The 21716-nt window shown below is 65.0% G+C and carries 19 protein-coding genes; 7 read left to right on the top strand and 12 right to left on the bottom strand.

Annotated elements, in window-relative coordinates; all coding sequences use genetic code 11:
* Positions 1 to 7: 7 nt before the first annotated feature.
* The 5 genes from G6P88_RS01060 to G6P88_RS01080 form a co-directional block, all read right to left on the bottom strand.
* A complete protein-coding gene (locus G6P88_RS01060; protein WP_165321432.1) occupies positions 8 to 1444 on the bottom strand; it encodes an aldehyde dehydrogenase family protein in 1437 nt (478 codons plus the stop codon).
* Positions 1445 to 1513: 69 nt separating this feature from the next.
* Positions 1514 to 3166 carry an acetolactate synthase large subunit gene (locus tag G6P88_RS01065; RefSeq protein WP_165321433.1) on the bottom strand — a complete coding sequence of 551 codons (1653 nt, stop codon included), beginning with the start codon at positions 3164 to 3166 and terminating at the stop codon, positions 1514 to 1516.
* 124 nt (positions 3167 to 3290) lie between these two features.
* Positions 3291 to 4823, bottom strand: coding sequence for a cysteine--tRNA ligase (cysS, locus tag G6P88_RS01070; RefSeq protein WP_165321434.1), 1533 nt, complete (start codon positions 4821 to 4823; stop codon positions 3291 to 3293).
* Between the two features lie 148 nt (positions 4824 to 4971).
* Positions 4972 to 5670 (bottom strand): hypothetical protein, encoded by a 699-nt coding sequence (locus G6P88_RS01075; protein WP_226946673.1) that lies wholly within the window; start codon positions 5668 to 5670, stop codon positions 4972 to 4974.
* Positions 5671 to 5701: 31 nt separating this feature from the next.
* On the bottom strand, positions 5702 to 7747 hold the full coding sequence (locus G6P88_RS01080; protein ID WP_165321436.1) for an adenylate/guanylate cyclase domain-containing protein: 2046 nt from the start codon (positions 7745 to 7747) through the stop codon (positions 5702 to 5704).
* Between the two features lie 126 nt (positions 7748 to 7873).
* Here G6P88_RS01080 and G6P88_RS01085 point away from each other — a divergent pair, with 126 nt between their 5' ends.
* Entirely contained in the window at positions 7874 to 9190 is a 1317-nt protein-coding gene (locus tag G6P88_RS01085; RefSeq protein WP_165321437.1) for a DNA recombination protein RmuC, read from the top strand.
* Between the two features lie 10 nt (positions 9191 to 9200).
* Here the strand turns inward: G6P88_RS01085 and G6P88_RS01090 are convergent, their stop codons facing one another.
* From G6P88_RS01090 to G6P88_RS01100, 3 genes are all read right to left on the bottom strand, one after another.
* Positions 9201 to 9947, bottom strand: coding sequence for a TorF family putative porin (locus G6P88_RS01090; RefSeq protein WP_206335831.1), 747 nt, complete (start codon positions 9945 to 9947; stop codon positions 9201 to 9203).
* The gene (locus G6P88_RS01095) at positions 9944 to 10396 is read right to left on the bottom strand and encodes a hypothetical protein (RefSeq protein WP_165321439.1); all 453 of its coding nucleotides are present in this window, start codon (positions 10394 to 10396) and stop codon (positions 9944 to 9946) included. Before G6P88_RS01095 ends, G6P88_RS01090 begins: the two co-directional genes overlap by 4 nt.
* Positions 10397 to 10508: 112 nt before the next feature.
* Entirely contained in the window at positions 10509 to 11924 is a 1416-nt protein-coding gene (locus G6P88_RS01100) for a M28 family peptidase (RefSeq protein WP_165321440.1), read from the bottom strand.
* A gap of 76 nt (positions 11925 to 12000) precedes the next feature.
* Here G6P88_RS01100 and ettA point away from each other — a divergent pair, with 76 nt between their 5' ends.
* Complete coding sequence (gene ettA, locus G6P88_RS01105; protein ID WP_165321441.1) at positions 12001 to 13680, top strand: energy-dependent translational throttle protein EttA; 1680 nt, start codon at positions 12001 to 12003, stop codon at positions 13678 to 13680.
* Positions 13681 to 13738: 58 nt separating this feature from the next.
* On the opposite strand, the gene G6P88_RS01110 is transcribed toward ettA, so the two are convergent.
* Positions 13739 to 14146 (bottom strand): hypothetical protein, encoded by a 408-nt coding sequence (locus G6P88_RS01110; RefSeq protein ID WP_165321442.1) that lies wholly within the window; start codon positions 14144 to 14146, stop codon positions 13739 to 13741.
* A gap of 74 nt (positions 14147 to 14220) precedes the next feature.
* The gene (locus G6P88_RS01115; protein WP_165321443.1) at positions 14221 to 14853 is read right to left on the bottom strand and encodes a carbonic anhydrase; all 633 of its coding nucleotides are present in this window, start codon (positions 14851 to 14853) and stop codon (positions 14221 to 14223) included.
* A gap of 66 nt (positions 14854 to 14919) precedes the next feature.
* Here G6P88_RS01115 and lipA point away from each other — a divergent pair, with 66 nt between their 5' ends.
* Positions 14920 to 15855: a lipoyl synthase gene (lipA, locus tag G6P88_RS01120; RefSeq protein WP_165321444.1), complete on the top strand. Its 936-nt coding sequence runs from the start codon at positions 14920 to 14922 to the stop codon at positions 15853 to 15855.
* A 1-nt stretch (position 15856) separates the two neighbouring features.
* On the top strand, positions 15857 to 16342 hold the full coding sequence (locus G6P88_RS01125; protein ID WP_165321445.1) for a type II toxin-antitoxin system RatA family toxin: 486 nt from the start codon (positions 15857 to 15859) through the stop codon (positions 16340 to 16342).
* Here the strand turns inward: G6P88_RS01125 and G6P88_RS01130 are convergent.
* On the bottom strand, positions 16279 to 16815 hold the full coding sequence (locus G6P88_RS01130; RefSeq protein ID WP_165321446.1) for a CinA family protein: 537 nt from the start codon (positions 16813 to 16815) through the stop codon (positions 16279 to 16281). The two genes, G6P88_RS01125 and G6P88_RS01130, sit on opposite strands and share 64 nt — an antisense overlap.
* A gap of 13 nt (positions 16816 to 16828) precedes the next feature.
* Positions 16829 to 17980 carry a bifunctional 2-C-methyl-D-erythritol 4-phosphate cytidylyltransferase/2-C-methyl-D-erythritol 2,4-cyclodiphosphate synthase gene (locus G6P88_RS01135; RefSeq protein ID WP_165321447.1) on the bottom strand — a complete coding sequence of 384 codons (1152 nt, stop codon included), beginning with the start codon at positions 17978 to 17980 and terminating at the stop codon, positions 16829 to 16831.
* 122 nt (positions 17981 to 18102) lie between these two features.
* On the opposite strand from G6P88_RS01135, the gene dusB reads away from it, so the two are divergent.
* From dusB to ntrC, 3 genes are read left to right on the top strand one after another with little or no spacing between them, the layout of a single operon-like run.
* On the top strand, positions 18103 to 19104 hold the full coding sequence (gene dusB / locus G6P88_RS01140; protein WP_165324822.1) for a tRNA dihydrouridine synthase DusB: 1002 nt from the start codon (positions 18103 to 18105) through the stop codon (positions 19102 to 19104).
* The gene (locus G6P88_RS01145) at positions 19080 to 20201 is read left to right on the top strand and encodes a two-component system sensor histidine kinase NtrB (RefSeq protein WP_165321448.1); all 1122 of its coding nucleotides are present in this window, start codon (positions 19080 to 19082) and stop codon (positions 20199 to 20201) included. Before dusB ends, G6P88_RS01145 begins: the two co-directional genes overlap by 25 nt.
* Positions 20198 to 21661, top strand: a complete 1464-nt coding sequence (gene ntrC, locus G6P88_RS01150; protein WP_165321449.1) for a nitrogen regulation protein NR(I) — start codon at positions 20198 to 20200, stop codon at positions 21659 to 21661. The genes G6P88_RS01145 and ntrC overlap by 4 nt, the downstream gene beginning before the upstream one ends.
* The last annotated feature ends 55 nt before the right edge of the window (positions 21662 to 21716 follow it).

The raw sequence follows: 21716 nt of genomic DNA on the forward strand, positions 1-21716 counted from the left end.
ACGCTTGTCAGTGCGGTCGCCGCCGGATGACGAGGTTCCGGATCTCGGTCATGTCCTCCATCGCGAAGCGCACGCCCTCGCGTCCGAGACCCGAATCCTTGACCCCGCCATAGGGCATGTTGTCGACCCGGTAGCTAGGCACGTCGTTGACCACGACACCGCCCACGTCGAGGTCGTCCCAGGCGTCGAGGATCTTGAAGATGTCGCGGGTGAAGATGCCTGCCTGCAGCCCGAATTTGGAGTCGTTGACGATGTCGAGCGCTTCCCTCCATTCGCTGAAGCGGATCAGGAAGGCGACCGGCCCGAAAGCTTCTTCGCGGTTGAGTTTGGTGTCCGGCGACACGCCTTCGAGCAAGGTCGCCTCGAGCATCGCGCCGTCGCGACCGCCGCCGCAGAGCAGGGTCGCACCCTTGGCGGTCGCCTCCTGAACCCATCCATCGAGCCGTTCGGCTTCCTTGACGTCGATCATCGGTCCAACGAAGGTCTTCTCGTCGTGCGGATTGCCGGCGATCAGCGTCTTCGTCTTGGCGACCAGCTTCTCCTTGAACGCGTCATAGATAGCGTCGTGGACCAGGATGCGCTGCACGCCGATGCACGACTGACCCGACTGGTAGAAAGCGCCGAAGACCACGCGCGCTACGGCGTCATCGAGATCGGCATCGGAATCGATGACGACGGCAGCATTGCCGCCGAGTTCCAGCACGACCTTCTTCTTGCCGGCGCGGGCCTTCAGGTCCCAGCCCACATCGGGCGATCCGGTGAAGGACAGCAGTTTCAGGCGATCGTCGGTGGTGAAAAGATCGGCCCCGTCGCGCGATGCAGGCAGGATCGAGAAAGCGCCCTTGGGCAGGTCGGTCTCGGCGAGCACCTCGCCCATGATGATCGCGCCGAGCGGCGTCCGGCTTGCCGGCTTCATGACGAAGGGGCAGCCGACCGCGATGGCTGGCGCCACCTTGTGCGCGGCCAGGTTCAGCGGGAAGTTGAACGGCGAGATGAAGGAGCAGGGGCCGATCGGCACGCGCTTCCAGATGCCCTGATAGCCCTTGGCGCGTGGGCTGATGTCGAGCGGCTGGACCTCGCCGGTCATGCGGACCGATTCCTCGGCCGCGATCCGGAAGGTGTCGATCAGCCGTCCGACTTCGCCGCGCGAGTCGTTGATCGGCTTGCCGGCCTCGATGCACAGCGCATAGGCCAGTTCGTCCTTCCGTTCGGTGAAGCGGTCGACGCAGTGCTGCAACACGGCCTGGCGCTCATAGCTCGCCATCTTCGCCATAGGCTCGGCGGCCTTCACCGCCCAGCCGATCGCCGCGTCGATCGTCTTGGCGTCGGCCAGCGCAACCCGCGTCGCGACCTCGCCGGTGAACTTGTCGGTCACCTTCAGGTCGGTGTTCGGCTGCTGCGCCTCGTTGGCGAGGTACAGGGGGTAGGTGTCCTTGAGCTTCATCGCAGTGGTCCGTCCATTCGGGTCATCGGGCGCCCCGCCCATCGCCTGCGGCGATGACGGGGCCGGCCGTCAGGAAAGCTGCTTGCTCAACGTCTTGATGTCCTTGTTGAGAATCTGGTCGTTCTCCGAATAGTCCACCGGACAATCGATCAGATGCACGCCTGGCGTATCGAGACATTTCTTGAGCAATTGCGTCAGATGCTCGGCGCTCTCGACGCGATAGCCGTCGGCACCGTAGCTTTCGGCATATTTGACGAAATCCGGGTTGTTGTAGGTCAGGCCCCAATCCTTGAAGCCCATATTCGCCTGCTTCCAGCGGATCATGCCGTAGCTGTTGTCGTTGAGGATCAGGACGGTGAGGTTCAGCCCGAGCCGGACCGCCGTCTCCATCTCCTGGCTGTTCATCATGAAGCCGCCGTCGCCGCAGATCGCCATGATCTTGCGGTCGGGATAGACCATCGCCGAAGCCATGGCCGACGGCAGACCCGCGCCCATCGTCGCCAGCGCATTGTCGAGCAGCACGGTGTTCTGCTGGCGTGCCGGATAGTTGCGGGCGAACCAGATCTTGTAGACGCCATTGTCGAGGCAGATGATGCCGTCGGCGGGCATCGCCTTGCGCACTTCGCGCACCAGATGGGGCGGGAAGATCGGGAAGCGGGTGTCGTCTTCGAGCGACTCGGTGTGGGCGACCTCGGCCTGGCGGGCCTTATGCATGAAGTCGAAATTCCACCGGCCCGAGGGGACGATGTCCTTCTGCATCTTCCAGATCGCGTTGGCGATGTCGCCGATCACCTCGACCTGCGGGAAATAGACGGGGTCTACCTCTGCGGTCTTCGAGCTGACATGGATGACCGGAGTTCCGCCATTCTGCATGAAGAAGGGCGGTTTTTCGATCACGTCATGGCCGACATTGATGATCAGGTCGGCATGCTCGATCGACCGGTGGACGAAGTCGCCGGCGGACAGCGCCGCGCAGCCGAGGAACTTCGGATGGCATTCGTCAATCACGCCCTTGCCCAGCTGGGTGGTGACGAAGGGGATTCCGGTCTTCTCGATGAACTGGAGCAGCATCCGGCCGGTCTGTTTGCGGTTGCCACCGGCGCCGATGACGAGGATCGGCGATTTCGCGTCCTCGATCATCTTCACCGCAGCGCGCACGGCCTTGTCCTCGGCCTCAGGGCGCCGCGCGAGCGAGGCCTTCAACGGACGCGAGTCGGTATGCTCGTCGGCGATGTCCTCGGGAAACTCGATATGGGTCGCGCCCGGCTTTTCTTCTTCGGCCAGGCGATAGGCCTCGCGGATGCGGCTCGGAATATTGTCGGCCGAGGCGAGCTGATGCGTGAATTTGGTGATCGGCTTCATCATCTCGACGACTTCGAGTATCTGGAAGCGGCCCTGCTTGGACTTCTTGATCGGCTTCTGGCCGGTCACCATCAGGATCGGCATGCCGCCGAGCTGGGCATAGGCCGCCGCGGTCACGAAATTGGTCGCACCCGGCCCGAGCGTCGCCATGCAAACCCCGGTCTTGCCGGTGTGGCGCCCATAGGTGGCTGCCATGAAGCCGGCACCCTGTTCGTGCCGCGTGAGGATCAGCTTGATCTTCTTGGAGCGGGACAGGCTGTCCAGCATGTCGAGATTTTCTTCGCCGGGAACGCCGAAGATATATTCACAGCCCTCTTCCTCCAGACATTGGATGAAGAGATCGGATGCCTTGGTCGCCATATGTGCCCCCTCTTGCGCGTCGCGCCCCTGCTGCGACCGAAGAATGGAGGATTGCTATTGCATTTCCACGACGCCGAACAGGCTCTTTTTGAGCGCCCAGGCCAATTGATTCCGCAACGGAAATTCAGAGCTCGATCCGCCAGTCCCAGCGCATGGTGCCGGCGCCGTCCATCGCCACCACGCCGGACTCGGCCAGAAGATCGCGGAGGCGATCGGATTCGGCATAATCCTTGGCGGCCCGGGCCGCTTGGCGCTGGTCGAGCAGCCGCTCGATCTCTTCTTCCTCGATGGTCGCGCCATCCGGCTTCAGGCGTAGGTCGATGCGACGCATCCGCAGGAGGCTCAGGCCGAGAGCCAGATCCATGCTGGCGACGACGCGCAACCGCTCCTCCGCCGGAATGCTTTTTTCGGTCAGCGCGGTCTCGAGCAGTGGGAGGGCTTGCGGAACCATCAGATCCCCCGAAAGCGCCTCGTCGAACTTGATGAGCAGATCGCGCGCTTTGGCGCCAAGGCCCTCTTCCACGATCGCGCGCTGGTAGGCGAATGGCGCGCCCTTGGTAGCACCGATCTCTTCGATGACGCGCAGCCAGTCGGGGCTCCCCGCCTTCTCCCGCAGGGCTTCGGCGGCGAGGATCAGGCGGCCGAGGCGCGTCAGCGCGGCGGACAGGGCCTCGGGCGAGAATTCGAGCTCGGACCGATAATGCGCCGACAGGCAGAGCAGCCGATAGGCGAGGGGGTGCACGCCCTTGCTCGTGACGCTGGACAGCGTCGCGAAGCCGCCCTTCGATTTCGACATCTTGCCGCCGCGATCGACCAGGAAATTATTGTGCATCCAGAAATTGGCACCTGAGGCATCGCTGCAGGTGAAGGCCTGGTTCTGGGCGATCTCATTGCAGTGATGTATCTCGCGATGATCGATGCCGCCGGTGTGAATGTCGAACTGGCGGCCAAGATATTTCATGCTCATCACGGAGCATTCGAGGTGCCAGCCCGGCGCGCCCGGGCCCCAGGGCGACATCCACTCCATCTGCCGCCGCTCGCCGTCGGCCGAGCGTCGCCACAGCGCGAAGTCGGCAGCGTTGCGCTTGCCTTCGACCTCGGCGATGCGGCCGACCGTCTCGGGTCCCCGGCTTCCTGCGAGCCGCCCGTAGTCGGACACCTTCGACGTATCGAAATAGAGGCCGCTGGGCAGCTCATAGGTTGCGCCGCCGCGCTCGATGACGCGGGCGAAGTCGATCATGTCCTGGATGTGGTCGGTTGCCACGCTCCAGATCGTCGGCGAGACGATGTTGAGTGCGGCAAGATCGGCCTTGAAAGCTTCTGTGTAGAAGGCAGCGACCTCCCAGATCGTCTTGGCCGCTTTTCGTGCAGCGGCCTCCATCTTGTCGTCGCCTTCGTCGGCGTCGGACGTCAGATGCCCCACATCGGTGATGTTGATGACGTGGTTGACCGGCCAGCCCTTCCAGTTGAGGGTCCGCCGCAGCGTGTCGGTAAAGACATAGGCGCGCAGATTGCCGAGGTGGGCGAAGTTATAAACCGTCGGGCCGCAGCTGTAGAGCCGTACCATCGTCGGGTCGATCGGCTCGAAGACGCGCAGCGAGCGGCTCAGGCTGTCGAACAGGGAGAGTGGGGCGCCGAACGGTGCGGGGTGCGTCATGTCAATTCCAGCAGAATGTGTGGCGCGGCTCTAGATCAAGCGTCCCCCGCTGCGCAATCCGTCTGGCAGACCCTTGTTGCCGGCGGGCAGGCATGAAAAAAGGCCGGAGCGAAGATCGCCCCGGCCTTTTCGAGCACTGATCGGGCGATCAGCCGTGCGAGGCGTTGCCCGACGCGGCTTCGATGACGAGGTCGAGCTGTTCCTTGCAGCCGCCCTCGATCAGCGACTGGGCGATGCCCGTCATGTCGGTCGTGGCCGGGCGGACGACGATGAACTTAACATTGGTCGGGGCCTTGGCGCCGTCCCAGCTGAGCTTATACTGGCTGCCGCTGCTGATCGCGGCGGCGGCCGGCCAGCTGGCCATCGCCTGACCGGCGGCCAGATCAAGCGTGGTGCTGCCATTGGGACCGGCGATGGTGAGCGTGGTCGCCTTGGACGCATCGGGGCGCCAGACGGTCACATTAGCCGGGTCGGCGATGCACATGTTCGAGCTGCGCGTCACGTCGACATACCAGGGGTTGGGCACCTTGCCGCCCTTGTCGATCCCGCTGGCGCTGCGCACGGCTCCGATCCGGGCCCGCTTCTCGCCGCCGCCCGAGACGAGCGCGTTGAGGGTCGAGCCGGTGCTGGCCGCGGCTACGGTCGAGGCGCTGGCGCTGAACGTGCCGGGGCCGGACAGGGTGCGCGTGCCCTTGCCGTCGAGCAGCACGATGGTATCGCCCGCCTTCAAGGTGAGCTTTGCATTGTCCGCGAGGGCCTTGCCGGCGGGATAGGTCTTGGCCGACGGGCCGGACGAACGCACGACGAGCGGTGCGGCTGCGGCAGTCCCCGCGAGCAGCACGGCCATGAGTGTCGCAACAGCTGCCTGCGACCGGCGATTATTTGTCCAGAGCACTATACCCTCCTGGTCCTACTTCACGAAGCCGCTCTATCAGATTTCTGAGCGCCTTATCCTCGGGATTCTGTTCGGCCAGCGCTTCGAAATCCGCCAGCGCACTTTCATCCCCTGTATCGAACCTACGGAAGATGTCTGTGAACTGTTGCACAGCCGTTTCGGAATAATCGAGCACGGGCTCGAAAACCTCCATCGGGGTCGAGCGGCCCGAGACGGTGATGCGCCCCACCGGACGGAAGCTCTTCAGCGTAGAGCGTTCGACGACGGTGTCGCTGACCAGTGTTTTGGTCTTCAGATATTTGTTGGCGCCCTCGAGGCGAGACGCTGTGTTCATCGAGTCGCCGAGCGCGGTGTACTGGATGCGGCCCTCGCCGCCGAAATTGCCGACGATTGCCTCGCCGAAATGGACGCCGACGCGGGTTACGCCGATCGGCGGCACCCCCTCGGGCGCCTCGCGCCGGAACTGCTCGCCGGCCTCGTACATCGCAACGGCGCAGCGCACGGCGCGCTCGCAATCGTCGGGCCGGCTGATCGGCGCGCCCCAGAAGGCGACGATCGCGTCGCCGACGAATTTGTCGATCGTGCCGCCATGCTGAAGGACGGTTTCCGACAGGACGTCGAGATATTTGTTGAGCAGGAAGGCGACCATCTCCGGCTCGATCTGGTGGCTCAGCTTGGTGAAGCCCTCGAGATCGCTGAACAGCGCATAGATTTCACGCTTCTCGCCGTGCAGCTGGAGCCGCTCGGGATTCTTCATGATGTCCTTGGCGATGTCGCCCGGCAGATATTTGCCGAGCGCCGACTGGGCGAAGTTGCGCTGCTCCGAACCGATGCCGCGCGCTGCCGTGCCAACGGCCGAGAAGGAGAAGATCCAGCCGAGCAGCCAGCCGAACACCGGAAGCCCCTGCGTGTCGATGCCATGGAACTGCCAGAAGAAGGGCAGGGCGACGACGGCGCCGGCCTGGACGATCAACAGCAGTGCGAGCTTCCAAAGGCGGAGATTTCCCATGGCCGTCAGCGCGCCGAGCAGGACGACGCCGATCGCGATCAGCCAAAGGCCCCATTGGGGGATCGGCTTGAACATGAAGCGGTCGAGCATTTGCCCGAGCAGGGTGGCGTGGATTTCGAGGCCGATCGTCGTCTCGCCGACACGGCCCGTCTGCGGGTCCTTCATACGTGAGGCGGGCGTGGTGAACTGGTCGACGTCGGGGATGTTGCCGCCGATGAGGACGTAACGCCCCTCGATCTGGGGCCTGAAAGCTTCGAGCAGATCGGGATTGGCGATCAACTCGACCGGAAGCTTGTCGAACACGGGGCGTTCGTAATTGACGGGCAGGCGATAACGGATCGAGCCCTGATGGTCGCGATATTCGGGAAAACCCTGTGTCAGCGAATTGGCCATCAGCGGCGGAAGGTCGGCAGGCTGGCCGGGCCAGCTGCGCATCACGCCATCCTGGTCGGCCTCCAGCCGGATGCTGGTGAAATGGACGTTGCCGGGGGCGGTCTTCTTCTGGAAATCCCGCAGGAAGATCTCCTGGTCATAGGTCATGAAGGCCGGGTTGCTCTTGTTCGTCGCGAGCCCCAGATAGGTCGGCGTCTTCATCGTCCGGAAGCCGTCGATCAGTGTCTGGTCTTCGGGTGTCGGCTGGTCGATCAGAATATCGATGCCGATCGCCTTGGGCTTCATCTTGTCGAGCTGGACGAGAGCGTTGGCCAGCATGGCACGATCGAGCGGCGATCGCCGTCCGGTCAGCCGCAGCGTCTCCTCGTTGAAGGTCACCATCACGATGCGCTGGTCGGTTTCGACATGCGGTGCGGCGAGGAGAGCGCGCACGTCGTAAAGCGCGCGCTCGGCGTCGCGGGCCAGCATGATGTTCCAGCTGTAGCGCGCGAACATAAGGCCGAGCACCAGGAAGATCGCCGTCACGATCAGGCGCGTCGTGCCGATCTGCCGCAGCGTCTTGCGCGCCGTCGGCCAGAATGCCGCAACCCGCGCGCCAAGCGACGCCTTCCGGCCTTGTTCAGCCATGCAATGACCCCCGTTAAATCCCCGCGGCGATATTAGCCCCTGCTGCGCCAATGGAAAGAGCGCAGTTGCTCTTGCATTCCGAATGGCGCGGCGGCACGGTTCGCTTTCTGTTCCAGGGAAAAATCCATGTCATCGCTCGATCTTCTGCTTGCTCTGCCCCTGTTCCTGCTCCTCGGTCTCGCCCTGGGCTGGGTGGTGCGTGGAAGAATGGCTGCCAGTCAGGCGGGCGATATTGCGACCCTTCGGCGCGAACTCGACGCGGCGCGCGAGGCGCTTGCGCGGTCCGAACGCGAGGCGGCGGCGCTCGCCGCCGAGAGGAGCGCGCGCGCCGAGGCGTTCGAGGCACAGATCGCGCAGATGAAGGAGGCCAAGGATCAACTGTCGGCCCAGTTCGCCGAGGTCGGCAGCCGGCTGCTCGATCAGGCGCAGCGGCAGTTTCTCGAGCGCGCGGATCAACGCTTCCATCAGGCGGGCGAGAAGAGCGAGGCACAGCTCAAGGCGCTGCTGACGCCGGTCGAAACCACGCTGAAGCGCTATGAGGAGGGGCTACAGCGCGTCGAGAAGGAGCGGGTCGACAGCTATGCCGGGCTGCGCGAGGCCGTCGAGCAGGTGCGGGTAGGGCAGGGTCAGGTCCGCGATGAGGCCGCGAAGCTCGTCAATGCCCTGCGCGCCAGCCCCAAGGCGCGGGGCCGTTGGGGAGAGCAGTCGCTGCGCAACGTGCTCGAACAGTCCGGCCTGTCACCCTATGCCGATTTCGCGACCGAGGTTTCGGTCGATACCGAGGATGGCCGCTTGCGCCCCGACGTCGTCGTGCGGCTGCCGGGTGGGCGCAAGCTGATCATCGACGCCAAATGCTCGTTCAACGCCTATATGGACGCGGCCGAGCAGGTCGACGAGGTCGCGCGCACTGCGTCCCTCAAGGCCCATGCTGCGGCCCTGCGCACCCATGCCAGCCAGTTGGGACAGAAGAGCTATTGGGATCGCTTCGGCGAGGCCGCCGACTATGTCGTGATGTACATTCCCGGAGAGCATTTCCTGTCCGCCGCGATGGAGCAGGACCCCGAGCTGTGGGACTGGGCGCATCAGCGCCGCGTCCTGATCGCCACGCCGATCAACCTCGTCGCGCTGGCGCGCACCATCGCCAGCGTCTGGCGACAGGAGAAGATGGCCGAGGAGGCTCGCGCGATCGGTCGGCTCGGCAAGGAGATGCACGAGCGGTTGTACACTGCCGCGCAGCATCTGCGCCGGGTCGGTGGCGGCCTCAACAGCGCGGTGGAGAATTACAACAAGTTCGTCGCTAGCTTCGAGGGCCGGGTGCTCGTGACCGGGCGGAAGTTCCGCGATCTCAACATCGAGACGGGCGACAAGGATATAGAAGAGCTGCCGGTCGTCGAGACGCGCGCCAGCGAGGGATCGCCCGACCTCCTCGTCGGGCCGCAATGAACGAAGGGCGTCAGCCGCCCAGGTCGAAGCCTGCCGAAACCAGAACGCGCGCACCCATGTTGCGGCCCAGCGGCCCGGGAAGGGCGGGACGCGCGAAGCCGAAGCTGTCGGTGTAGCCGATCGACAGGCGCAGCGGCCCCTGGACATGATCGAGCCGCAGCGATGCGTCCCAATAGCGGCCTCGCGGGCGAAGGCGTTGTGCTCGGACCGGATCATCAGTGCTGCCGCTCGAACGCCCGACCTGCGCGCGCAGGCTGAACGGCGTTCCGATGATGGCCATGGAGGCTGCACCGGCGAGATAGAGATTGTCGCCACCGATCGCCTGCTGTTTGGGTGCGTACAGGGCGAAGCCTTCGAGCTGGACGGGACCGACGAGTGTCGCAGCGCCGCCGCCAAGCTCGACATAATCGAGCGCCGACCGGCCGGGGAAGGCGTGGTAGGTCAGTTGGCCGTCGAAATCGACGCTGCCCAGACTATGCCTGTAACCTAGCGTGGCATCGACAAGCCACGCCGCTTGGTCATGCCGCGCGCTGCGGCGCAGGCTGGTGGCGCTGGCCGTCAGGCTGGTGCCTTCGATCGGCGATATCGTGCCGCGCGCCGTGACGCTCGGCCTGCCGTCGCTCCAGCCCAGCCCGCGCCGCCGCTCGTCCGTCGTCGCGGTGACGGAAAGGGCCGGATCGAGGCCGGCGGCCGGAGCCCCGACGGAATGACCGCCAAGGGCCAAGGCGGCTGCAAGCACGATCCGGCCGTGTCTCACCTCAGTTCGCGCGTGGCAGCGAAGCCGCTTTCCAGCTCTGCCAGCAGGGTCGATTTGTCGCGTTCGGCAACAGCCAGCACATGCGAGCGGATTTCGGCATCACGCGCAGCGACCTCCTGCGCGATCGCCGACTTGCTCGTCATGCAGCTGCCGGCGCGGCTGCCCTTGATCTTGTAATCGGACGAAACGATGCGCGTCAGTCCGCTGGCGGTGGTGCCGGCGGGCGCCATCTGTCGTTCGACGGCGATCGTGGCGACCCAGGCGCAGCGGCCGATGCCCGCCCGTGTCGGCGGGGAAACGCCCATCGGCTTGGTGGCGAGGTCGACCGACGCACGATAGCGCACGTCCATCGGCACGCCCCGATGTTCGATCGTGGTGGCATGGTGATGCGCTGCATCGGTGGCGGGAGCGGACAAGGCCATCATCCCCAGTGCAATGATCATGGACATGGTTTTTCTCCTGCGAGCGTCGCATTTTTTTTGCGATCGCAAGAGCACAGCTATGAAGCGATTGTTTCGGGCCCTTTGCCCGGGCGCAACAATTAACCTTGGTGAGCGGAAGTCAACGGGGCGCAACCGGGCCATAATCGACCGGGTCGTTCGCGACGACCGAGAGCATGGTAGTCCAGGCGGCGACATTCTGGCGAAGCTGGGCGGGATCGATCTTGTCGAGCGTGTCGTCGGCGGTGTGATGGAGATCGAAATAGCGCGTCCCGTCCTGTGCAAGTTCGATCACCGGAATGCCGAGCTTCTGGATTTCGGAGATATCCGAACCCGATGCATCGCCATTCTTGCCCCCAGCCACGATGCCGAGCGGAGCGAGCGCCGCGCCGAGCCGCTTCATGGAAGGTAGCGCTTCCGGCGACACGGTGGTCTGATAGCGCCAGACGCGATCCGCGCCGAAATCGGATTCGGCCAGGACATGATGCTTTTCGCTCCGATGCGCCTCGCGATAGGCCGCTCCACCGAACAGGCCGATCTCTTCCGATCCGAACCAGACCAGACGAATGGTTCGCAAGGGCTGGCCCGCATCCATGATCCGCTTGGCTGCGGCGGTGGTTATGGCGACGCCCGAGGCATCGTCGATCGCGCCGGTACCCTCGTCCCAGCTGTCGAGATGTCCGCCGATCACAACAAGGCCCGCAGCCGGATCGCGGCCGGGAACTTCGGCGATGACATTGCCGGACATACGCTTTCCTGCGGTCTTGGCGGTCACCTCCAGCGAGACCATGACCGGCTTGCCGCGCTTGAGTATCCGTTCGAGCTGGTCGGCGTCCGGGTTGGCGAGCGCAAGCGCAGGGATCGGCGTCGCCCCATCGGCCCAGCTCTGAGAGCCGGTGTGGGGCACGCGGTGGTTGTCCGTTCCTATCGACCGGATCATGATCGCAGCCGCGCCGAGCTTCGATGCAACCGAGGGGCCGCTCCGTCGGATCGCGCCGACCACGCCATAATGCGAGCCGTCCTGCGTCGCGGCCATGCGATGCGTAACGAAGACGATCTTGCCCTTGATCGAGGCCGGCGCCGCGGCGCGCAACGCGTCGAGGCTGTCGAACGCGATGACTTCCGCGGTGAGGCCTTTGGACGGGGTTGCCGCGCTGTTGCCCAGCGCAGTCAGCGTAAGCGGTTGGGGGAAGGGCGCCACGACACGCGCCTTGGCCGTCCCGCGCTCCCACCATGGCACTTCGAACGTCTCGATCCGGACATTGGCGAAGCCGAGCGCCTTCAGCTTGGCCACCGCCCAGTCCCGCGCGCGGGCTTCGGCGTCGCTGCCGGCCTGCCGCGGGCCTATCTCGGTCGTCAGCTGTTCGGTGATGTCCCAGGCGAGCGAATCACCCAGCGCGGCGGCGCGCAACGGTGCGACATCCTCGACCGGCGCTACCGCCTGGGCCAGGGCGGGCAGGGATGGGAGGACGGCGGAGAGCAGCGCGATGCGGTGGAGAATCTTCATGGTCGCGGAGGCTAACGAGCCGCTCCCCATTTGCCAATCGGGCCTGCGTCGGTTAGGGGCGACCGACATTTTCCTGCCTGATACAGCCCAACGAGGTCCGCGACCGATGGCCGTGCAATATAGTTTCGTGATGAAGGGTCTGACGAAGACCTTCCCCGGCGCCAACAAGCCGCTGTTCAACAATATCCACCTGCAGTTCCTGCCGGGAACCAAGATCGCCATCATCGGCGTCAATGGTGCAGGTAAGTCGACCCTGATGAAGGTGATGGCAGGCATCGATACCGAATATTCGGGCGAGGCCTGGGCCGCTGACGGCCTGCGGGTCGGTTACCTGGCGCAGGAACCGCAGCTCGATCCGGACAAGACGGTCAAGCAGAACGTCATGGACGGCGTCCGCGAGGTCGCGGACATGATCGACCGCTTCAACGCGATCTCGGCCGAAATGGGCGATCCGAAGGACGACACCGACTTCGACGCTCTGATGGAAGAGATGGGCGTCCTTCAGGAGAAGATCGACGCCGCCGATGGCTGGACGCTCGACAACCAGCTCGAAATCGCGATGGAAGCGCTGCGCTGTCCGCCCGGCGACCTGCCCGTCACCGGCCTGTCGGGTGGTGAGAAGCGCCGCGTCGCGCTGTGCCGCCTGCTGCTCGAGAAGCCCGACATCCTGCTGCTCGACGAACCGACCAACCACCTCGATGCCGAAAGCGTCGCCTGGCTCGAACAGCATCTGATCGATTATCCCGGCAACGTGATCCTCGTTACCCACGATCGCTACTTCCTCGACAATGTCGTCGGCTGGGTGCTCGAACTCGATCGCGGTCGCGGTATTCCTTATGAGGGCAACTACTCCTCCTGGCTCGACGCCAAGTCGAAGCGCATGGAGCAGGAAGAGCGCGAGGATGCCGGTCGCCAGAAGGCGATCAAGGAAGAGCTGGAGTGGATCCGGCAGAGCCCGAAGGCACGCCAGACTAAGTCGAAGGCCCGTATCCGGGCGTTCGACGAACTGGTCGAGAAGCAGAACAACCGTGCCCCCGGCAAGGCCCAGATCGTCATCCAGACCCCCGAGCGCCTGGGCGGCAAGGTGATCGAGGCGAAGGGCCTGACCAAATCCTATGGCGACAAGAAGCTGTTCGAGGGGCTCGACTTCACGCTGCCGCCGGGCGGCATCGTCGGCGTCATCGGTCCGAACGGCGCCGGCAAGACCACATTGTTCCGTCTGATCACGGGCCAGGAGACTCCGGATGCCGGCTCGATCGACATCGGCCCGACGGTCAAGCTCGGTTTCGTCGACCAGAGCCGCGACGCGCTCGACGCCAACAAGAATGTCTGGGAGGAAGTCTCCGAGGGGCATGACATCATGACCGTCGGAAAGTTCGAGATGTCGACCCGTGCCTATGTCGGCGCGTTCAACTTCAAGGGCGCCGACCAGCAGAAGAAGGTCGGCCAGCTGTCGGGCGGTGAACGCAACCGCGTCCACATGGCCAAGATGCTGCGCAAGGGCGGCAATGTCCTGCTGCTCGACGAACCGACCAACGACCTCGACGTCGAGACGCTGCGCGCGCTCGAGGATGCTCTGGAGAATTTCGCGGGCTGCGCCGTGGTGATCAGCCACGATCGCTTCTTCCTCGACCGTCTCGCCACCCACATCCTCGCCTTCGAGGGCAATGGGCATGTCGAGTGGTTCGAGGGCAATTTCGAGAGCTATGAGGAGGACAAGCGTCGCCGCCTCGGTGACGCTGCCGACCGGCCCGGATCCGGCGCCTACAAGAAGCTCACACGCTGAACAGAGAAAGGGCCGATCCCGCCGGGACCGGCCCTTTCTTCATCCGGCGTCGCCGGGATCACATATAGTTGCGGGGATCCGGGGTCGGCAGCTTGCAGGCGCTCTGATGGCCCTTCTTGCACATCACGACCTGCGCCCGCCAGTCGCGCATCGCCATCGCATAGGCGTCCTGCTGGCGAACATAGGTCGCGTCGGTAGCGACGACATCGCGGCGATATTGACGCATCGCCCTGGCATAGGCTGCCTTGTCCGCCTCATAGTCCTGCTGGTTGATGTCGGCTTGCGCCACGGCCACCGCATTGGCGGTCTTGGTCTCCACGATCGCCTCGTTGACGCCGTTGTTGAGCGCCTGCGTCTGCGGCACTTCCGCTGTCGCTGCCACCGCGGTCTGGCTCTGCTGCGCCTGGCCGGCTGCGGGAATGAGGGCGGCAATTGCCGCCGTGGCGAGCAAGATACGAAGGCTCATCGGAACTCTCCTCAACATGAACGATATGCTGAAGGCTAAACGTCTGGCTCGCGGCGCCGTTCCGGCGGTCGGCTTCAGGCTGGAGCGAACTCTCCGGTCGTTTCGTCGAGCAGATGCAGGACTCCATCGGCTACTGCGAAATAGGCGCCGTGGATCACCAGCTTGCCCGCCTGTTCGCGACTGGGCACGAAGGGAAAGGTCCGGAGATTGGCGATCGACACCTTCACGGCTTCGAACTCCATGGCCTTCTGCGCGGAATCGCTATCGCCATGTTCCGCCAGCACACGTTCGCGTGCGTCGTCGAGCAGCGATACCCAGTCGGCGATGAAGCCGCCCTTGCCCGGCTCGGAATCGAGGAAGCGCTGGCTCAATGCCGCGGCGCACCCGCCGCAGCTCTGATGGCCGAGCACGACGATCTCGGGGACTTCCAGCTGGGTCACGGCGAATTCGAGTGCCGCCGACACACCATGGTGGCCGGGCGAGGTCTCGAAGGGCGGGACCATGTTGGCGACGTTACGCACGACGAAGATTTCGCCCGGCGAAGTGTCGAAGATGATCGTGGGATCGACCCGGCTGTCGGAACAGGCGATCACCATCAGCTTGGGGCTTTGCCCGTCGGCCAACTGGCTCCACCGCTCGCGTTGCTGTGTCCAGCCATTGTTCTTGAAGCGGCGATAGCCGTCGATCAATCCGGTGAAGTCAGTCATGGCCAATGGCCTAGTCGCGGTGAAGGGGGCTGGCAAGTAGCCGACTCATCGCCTATCTGAGCGGGCATGAGCGAACCTCTGCCTACGCCGCCTGCCGCCAAGCAACGCAAGCCTGACTGGATCCGCGTGAAAGCGCCCATGGGGAAGGCTTTCGCGGACACCAAGGCGCTGATGCGCCGCCTCAACCTCGCGACGGTGTGCGAAGAGGCCGCCTGCCCGAACATCGGCGAGTGCTGGACCAAGAAGCACGCGACCGTGATGATCCTGGGCGATACCTGCACCCGGGCCTGCGCCTTCTGCAATGTGAAGACCGGCATGCCCCGCGCGGTCGACCCGCTCGAGCCGCAGCATGTCGCCGACGCAGCGGCCGAACTCGGCCTCGAGCATATCGTGGTGACCTCGGTCGATCGCGACGATCTGCCCGATGGCGGCGCGCGGCATTTCGTGAAGGTTATCGAGGCGCTTCGCCGCACCACGCCGAGCACGACGATCGAGATATTGACCCCCGATTTCCGCAACAAGGCGGATGCGGCGATCGAGATGATCGTGGCGGCGCGGCCCGACGTCTACAATCATAATCTGGAAACGGTGCCGAGGCTCTATCCGACGATCCGCCCGGGTGCGCGCTATTATGCGTCGCTGCGCCTCCTCGAATCCGTCAAGCGGCTCGATCCCACCATCTTCACCAAGTCAGGCATCATGGTCGGGCTGGGCGAGGAGCGGCTGGAGGTCCATCAGGTGATGGACGACATGCGCTCGGCCGACATCGACTTCATTACCATGGGCCAATATCTGCAGCCGACGCCGAAGCATGCCAAGGTGGCGGAGTTCGTGCCGCCCAAGACCTTCGAGGCTTATGCGGCGATCGCGCGCGCCAAGGGCTTCCTGCTGGTCGCGGCAACGCCGCTCACGCGGTCCAGCTACCATGCCGGAGAGGATTTCGCGAAGATGCGCGACGCCCGCAATGCGGAACTCGCGCGCAAGGCGCAGCCGGCGGCCTGACGTGCCGAGGCATCACGAAGTCCGCACGCTGCCCTATCGGCCGGAGCAGATCTACGATCTGGTCGCCGACGTAGCCTCCTATTCGCAGTTCCTGCCGTGGGTGTCGGCGGTCCGCGTCCGGTCGGATGACGAGACCGAGATGGTCGCCGACCTGATGGTGGGGTTCAAGGCGCTGCGCGAGAAATTCACGTCGAAGGTCACCAAGCAGCGCCCCGAGAGCATCCACGTCGACTATCTCGACGGACCGCTCAAATATCTGCGCAACGATTGGGCCTTCGCGTCCGACGGCAAGGGCGGGACGGTGGTCGACTTCTCGATCGAGTTCGAGTTCAAGTCGCGACTGTTCGAGATGGTCGCAGGCCAGGTGTTCGATCGGGCGCTGCGGATGATGATCGGTGCCTTCGAGGAGCGTGCCGCAAAGCTTTACGGGGCCCCTTCGAGCGAAGCCCCCGGCATAAGCAATTCAAGCGCACACAGCGCCGCCTGAAGCCGGACCCCGCCGCGCCCGAGATCGCCGAAATGGCGTTTGTCGGCGGCGATGTCCTCGGGATCGGCACCTTTGATCGCACGGCCGAAGACGACGGTCCCCACAGGCTTCTTGTCGCTGCCGCCGCCCGGTCCGGCGACGCCGGTGATGGCAACCGCGATGTCGGCATCGCTGCGTTCCTGTGCCCCTCGCGCCATAGCCCAGGCAACAGCGATCGAGACGGCGCCGAAGGTCTCGATCATCTCGAACGGAACATCGAGCATCGAGACCTTGGCCTCGTTCGAATAGGTCACGAAGCTTGATCCGAGGACATCCGAAGAGCCTGGTATCTCGGTGATCGCCGCCGCCACCAGTCCCCCGGTGCAGCTCTCCGCGAGAGCGATCCGCCGACCGGCCGCACGGTTTGCATCGACGACACGACGGGCTGCGTCGAGCAGTTCCGGCGGAAGCAGGCTGTCCATCTTGTCGGTCATGCGGGGGTTCCGTTCATCTGGGCTGGGCCATCCTTATCGTAGCGATGGCCTGGGCGGCTATGCCTTCCTTTCGGCCGGTGAAACCCAGCCGCTCGGTCGTGGTCGCCTTTACGCTGACCTGCATTTCGGAGAGGCCGAGAATACGGGCGATGTTGGCCTGGATCGCGGCGCGGTGCGGTCCGACCTTCGGTGCTTCGCAGATGATCGTCAGATCGACGAAATCGATGACCCCGCCGGCTGCGGAGACAAGCGACCGCGCGTGATCGAGGAAAATTTCCGAATCCGCGCCGCGCCACTGCGGATCGCTCGGGGGGAAATGGCTGCCGATATCGCCCGCTGCGATCGTGCCCAGCAGCGCATCGGTCAGCGCGTGCAGCGCGACGTCCGCGTCGCTGTGGCCGGCAAGGCCGCGACTGTGCGGAATGGCGATACCGCCTAGATGGACGCGGTCGCCTTCGGCAAAGGCGTGCACGTCGAAACCGGAGGCGGATCGGCTGATCATTGTTACCCTCTCGGCAGCAGCGTCGAAATCGGCGGAGTAGGTCAATTTCTCCAGGCGGCGGTCTCCCTCGACCACCGCGATGCGGTAGCCCGCTGCGCGTGCGACCTGAGCGTCGTCGGTCGCTTCGCGGTACTCCGGCCACGCCTGATGCGCAGCGATGATGTCCGCGCGTCGGAAGGCCTGTGGCGTCTGAATGCGCCACAGTCCCTCACGCGAGACCGTGTCGCCGAGCAACTCGTCGCCCCTGGCCAGCGTATCGACCACGGGCAGGGCCGCGACTGCTCCGTCATGGTGGTCGAACGCAGCGAGCAGCCGGTCGATGACGGCAGCGGGAACGAAAGGGCGTGCGGCATCGTGGATCAGGATGATATCGGCCTCGCAGGCCGCGAGCCCCGCGAGCACGGAGTTGCGCCGAGTCGCGCCGCCGAGCACGGGCGGGGGCAGAAGCGCCTCGCCTATCGCCGCTGCATAAAGCGATTCCTGGCCTTCGCCGATGACCACCTGGACCATATCGATGCGCGGATGATCCCGCAGCGCATCGATCGCGTGGCGCAGGACCGGCTTGCCAGCCAGATCGCGATATTGCTTTGGAATCTCGCCACCGCTGCGCACGCCGCGTCCGGCGGCGACGATCAAGGCAGCTATGCGGGGCGCGCCGTTCATCGATCGGCGCTTTAGGGGCCCGTGCGCCTGACGTAAAGCGTTGGGAGCCTCCGGGGGGCCAGCTTGCCCCGGAAGCGATAAGCGGCTAGGGGGATGCTGCTTTTTTAGGCAACATGGCAGCCATGACACCCACATTGCGTCCCATTACCGTCGGTCCGGTCCGGATCGACAGCCCGGTCATCCTCGCGCCTATGACGGGAGTGAGCGACCTGCCGTTCCGGCGGGTCGTGCGCGGCTATGGGTCGGGTCTCAACGTCACCGAGATGATCGCGAGCCAGGCCGCCATCCGCGAGACGCGCCAGTCGGTGCAAAAGGCGCTGTGGGATCCCGCCGAGGAACCCGTGTCGATGCAGCTGGTCGGCTGCACCCCGCGCGAGATGGGCGAGGCGGCAAAGCTGAGCCAGGATCGCGGCGCGGCGATCATCGACATCAACATGGGTTGCCCGGTGCGGAAGGTCGTCAATGGCGATGCCGGCTCGGCCCTGATGCGCACGCCCGATCTGGCGGTCGCCATCATCAAGGAAACGGTGGCGGCGGTCGAGGTGCCGGTGACGCTCAAGATGCGTATGGGCTGGGATCATGACAGCCTGAACGCGCCCGAGATCGCCCGGATCGCCGAGGATGTCGGGGTGAAGATGATCACCGTGCATGGTCGCACGCGCAACCAGATGTACAAGGGTAGTGCCGACTGGGCGTTCGTCCGCCGGGTCAAGGATGCGGTGTCCATTCCGGTGATTGTCAATGGCGACATCTGCTCGATCGACGACGCCATCACCGCCGTCGAACAGTCCGGCGCGGATGGGCTCATGATCGGACGCGGTTCCTACGGTCGGCCCTGGCTGCTGTCGCAGGTCATGCATTTCTTCGAAACCGGCGAGCGCCGGCCCGATCCGACGATCGAGGAGCAATATCACGTCATTCTCGGGCATTATCACGCGATGCTCGAACTCTACGGCAAAGAGGTCGGGGTCAATATGGCCCGCAAGCATATCGGCTGGTACACCAAGGGGCTTCCCGGGTCGGCCGAGTTCCGGAACAAGGTCAACCAGGAGCCCGACCCGACGCGCGTCATCGCGATGCTCGGTGAATTCTACGCGCCATGGCTCTCCCGCGCAGCGGCCTGATGCGCTTCTCGCGGCGGAGCCCGGCGGCACTGGTGCCGGCGGATGCGCCGTCGCCGTCCGAGATATTGGCGGCGATGGCAACGGCCGTGCTGGTGATCGATCCCGGAGGGATCGTGGTGGAACTCAACGCTGCCTGCGAGTCGCTGTTCAACCACAGCCGCAACCAGATCGTCGGTAAACCGGTGATCGACGCGATCGGTCACCCGCTCACGTCGATGCCCAGCGATGCGCCCTTTGCCGCTTATGATCTTGAGATCGTACTGCCGCTGGGCCGGCGAATGCGTGTCGATCTGATGGTCGCGCCGCTGCCCGAGCGGGCGGGGTGGCGGACCGTTTCGATCCACGCCCATGCGCGCAGCGCAATCGGCGCGCGGTCGGTCGATCGGGAAGGCGGGACGAGAACCGCCGTGGCTGCCGCCGCGATGCTGGCCCATGAGATCAAGAACCCCCTGTCGGCGGTGCGCGGGGCCGCGCAGCTGCTCGAAACGACCTGCGACGAGGAATCGCGGGCGCTGACCCGGTTGATCCGGGAGGAAGTCGACCGCGTGGCGGCGCTCATCGACCGGATGCAGGGCTTCACCGATACGCGGCCGATGGAAATGACGCCGCAGAACATCCACGCCATATTGGGGCATGCCCGCGAAGTCGCTTTGCAGGGGTTCGCCAAAGGGCGGGTGATCCGCGAGATCTATGATCCGTCCTTGCCGGCCGTGCTGGGCCATCGGGACTCGCTCGTGCAGATCCTGATCAACCTGCTCAAGAACGCCGCCGAAGCGATGGAGGGCGGCCCCGGCGCGATCACGCTGACCACCGCCTATCGCCACGGCGTTTCGATGCGACGGGCGGACGGCAACGCCCGGCAGCCGCTGCCGATCGAGCTGTGCGTGATCGACGAGGGGCCGGGAGCCCCGCCCGAGATCGAAGGGCATCTGTTCGACCCGTTCGTCACGACCAAACGCAGTGGCAGCGGGCTCGGGCTGGCGCTGGTGGAAAAGCTCGTGGCCGACCAGGGCGGCATCATCGAATATGCGCGGGAGGGCCTGCCCCCGAAGACGGTGTTCCGTCTGCTACTCCCCAGGGCGAGGGTAATGGCATGAGCATCGGTGGCGGTCGTGTTCTGGTGGTCGACGACGACGCTGCGATCCGGACCGTGGTCCGGGAAGCGCTGCGGCGCGCGGGGCATGTCGTCGAGACCGCCGCATCGGTGGCGGATCAGCGGCGCCTGTTCGCCAGCTTCGATCCGCAGGTGCTGGTGACCGATGTGATGCTGCCAGACGGCAACGGCCTCGATGTCATCCCCGAGATGCTCGCCAAGGATCCGGGCCTTCCGGTGATCGTCCTGTCGGCTCAGAACACCTTCACAACCGCCCTGCGCGCGACCGAGCAGGGCGCCTTCGACTATCTTCCCAAGCCGTTCGATCTCGGCGAACTTACCCGCGCGGTCGCCGATGCCCTTGCGGCGCGGATGGCGAGCGGCGCAGCATCGGCCGCCAGCGAGGCCACCGAAGACCTGCCGCTGATCGGCCGTTCGCCGCCGATGCAGGAAGTCTATCGCACCATCGCGCGCGTGGTCGCCAATGACCTGACCGTCCTGGTCCTGGGCGAATCGGGCACCGGCAAAGAGCTGGTAGCGCGGGCGATTCACGACTTCGGTCCCCGCGCAGCCGCGCCCTTCGTCGCCATCAACATGGCGGCGATTCCCCGCGAACTGATCGAGTCCGAGCTGTTCGGCCATGAGCGGGGCGCCTTTACCGGTGCGCAGGCGCGTTCAGCGGGGCGCTTCGAGCAGGCGCAGGGTGGCACGCTGTTCCTCGACGAGATCGGCGACATGCCGATGGAGGCGCAGACCCGTCTGCTGCGCGTGTTGCAGGCGGGCGAGTTCACCACGGTCGGTGGCACCCGCTCGATCAAGGCCGACGTCCGTATCATCGCCGCCACCCACAAGGATCTTCCCCGCCTGATCGCCGAGGGCGGTTTTCGCGAGGACCTCTATTACCGGCTGAACGTGGTGCCGATCCGGCTCCCCTCGCTGCGCCAGCGGGGCGAGGATATCGGCGAACTGGCACGCTATTTCCTGGAGCGTGCGGCGGCCGATGGCCTGCCCCGCAAGGCGCTGGACCCGGGTGCAATCGCGCGGCTCATGCAGCATGGCTGGCCCGGAAATGTCCGCGAGCTCGAGAATCTCATGCGCCGTCTGGCCGTGCTCAGCCGCGAGGATGTGATCACGGCGAGCCTCGTCGAGCAGCAGCTGCAGCAGCTGCCTTCGTCTGAGACCATCCTGGCACAGCCGGGCGTGGTCAGTGCCGCCGGGCTTTCGGAGGCGGTGGAACAGCATCTCGGCAGCTATTTTTCCGGATTCGGCCGTGATCTGCCTCCGGACGGGCTCTATGATCGCGTGCTTGCCGAGGTCGAGCGGCCCTTGCTGCGACTCACTCTGGCGGCGGTGAAGGGCAATCAGCTGCGCGCAGCCCGCCTGCTGGGGATCAACCGAAATACCTTGCGCAAGAAGCTGACCGACCTGCAGATCGACGCGCTGGCCGCGAAGCGATCGGACTAGGTCGCGAACGAGCTACGTCAGGGCGACGCGGCGTGCCCTCCCTGCGACGTCACTG

This window comes from Rhizorhabdus phycosphaerae (assembly GCF_011044255.1).
GTDB classification, from domain to species: Bacteria; Pseudomonadota; Alphaproteobacteria; order Sphingomonadales; family Sphingomonadaceae; genus Rhizorhabdus; species Rhizorhabdus phycosphaerae.

Excerpts from the sequence above, each read along its gene's own strand:
- G6P88_RS01060 (WP_165321432.1), bottom strand. The coding sequence starts at position 1,444 with ATGAAGCTCAAGGACACCTACCCCCTGTACCTCGCCAACGAGGCGCAG.
- G6P88_RS01065 (WP_165321433.1), bottom strand. The coding sequence starts at position 3,166 with ATGGCGACCAAGGCATCCGATCTCTTCATCCAATGTCTGGAGGAAGAG.
- cysS (WP_165321434.1), bottom strand. The coding sequence starts at position 4,823 with ATGACGCACCCCGCACCGTTCGGCGCCCCACTCTCCCTGTTCGACAGC.
- G6P88_RS01075 (WP_226946673.1), bottom strand. The coding sequence starts at position 5,670 with ATGGCCGTGCTGCTCGCGGGGACTGCCGCAGCCGCACCGCTCGTCGTG.
- G6P88_RS01080 (WP_165321436.1), bottom strand. The coding sequence starts at position 7,747 with ATGGCTGAACAAGGCCGGAAGGCGTCGCTTGGCGCGCGGGTTGCGGCA.
- G6P88_RS01085 (WP_165321437.1), top strand. The coding sequence starts at position 7,874 with ATGTCATCGCTCGATCTTCTGCTTGCTCTGCCCCTGTTCCTGCTCCTC.
- G6P88_RS01095 (WP_165321439.1), bottom strand. The coding sequence starts at position 10,396 with ATGTCCATGATCATTGCACTGGGGATGATGGCCTTGTCCGCTCCCGCC.
- G6P88_RS01100 (WP_165321440.1), bottom strand. The coding sequence starts at position 11,924 with ATGGGGAGCGGCTCGTTAGCCTCCGCGACCATGAAGATTCTCCACCGC.
- ettA (WP_165321441.1), top strand. The coding sequence starts at position 12,001 with ATGGCCGTGCAATATAGTTTCGTGATGAAGGGTCTGACGAAGACCTTC.
- G6P88_RS01110 (WP_165321442.1), bottom strand. The coding sequence starts at position 14,146 with ATGAGCCTTCGTATCTTGCTCGCCACGGCGGCAATTGCCGCCCTCATT.
- G6P88_RS01115 (WP_165321443.1), bottom strand. The coding sequence starts at position 14,853 with ATGACTGACTTCACCGGATTGATCGACGGCTATCGCCGCTTCAAGAAC.
- lipA (WP_165321444.1), top strand. The coding sequence starts at position 14,920 with ATGAGCGAACCTCTGCCTACGCCGCCTGCCGCCAAGCAACGCAAGCCT.
- G6P88_RS01130 (WP_165321446.1), bottom strand. The coding sequence starts at position 16,815 with ATGACCGACAAGATGGACAGCCTGCTTCCGCCGGAACTGCTCGACGCA.
- G6P88_RS01135 (WP_165321447.1), bottom strand. The coding sequence starts at position 17,980 with ATGAACGGCGCGCCCCGCATAGCTGCCTTGATCGTCGCCGCCGGACGC.
- dusB (WP_165324822.1), top strand. The coding sequence starts at position 18,103 with ATGACACCCACATTGCGTCCCATTACCGTCGGTCCGGTCCGGATCGAC.
- G6P88_RS01145 (WP_165321448.1), top strand. The coding sequence starts at position 19,080 with ATGGCTCTCCCGCGCAGCGGCCTGATGCGCTTCTCGCGGCGGAGCCCG.
- ntrC (WP_165321449.1), top strand. The coding sequence starts at position 20,198 with ATGAGCATCGGTGGCGGTCGTGTTCTGGTGGTCGACGACGACGCTGCG.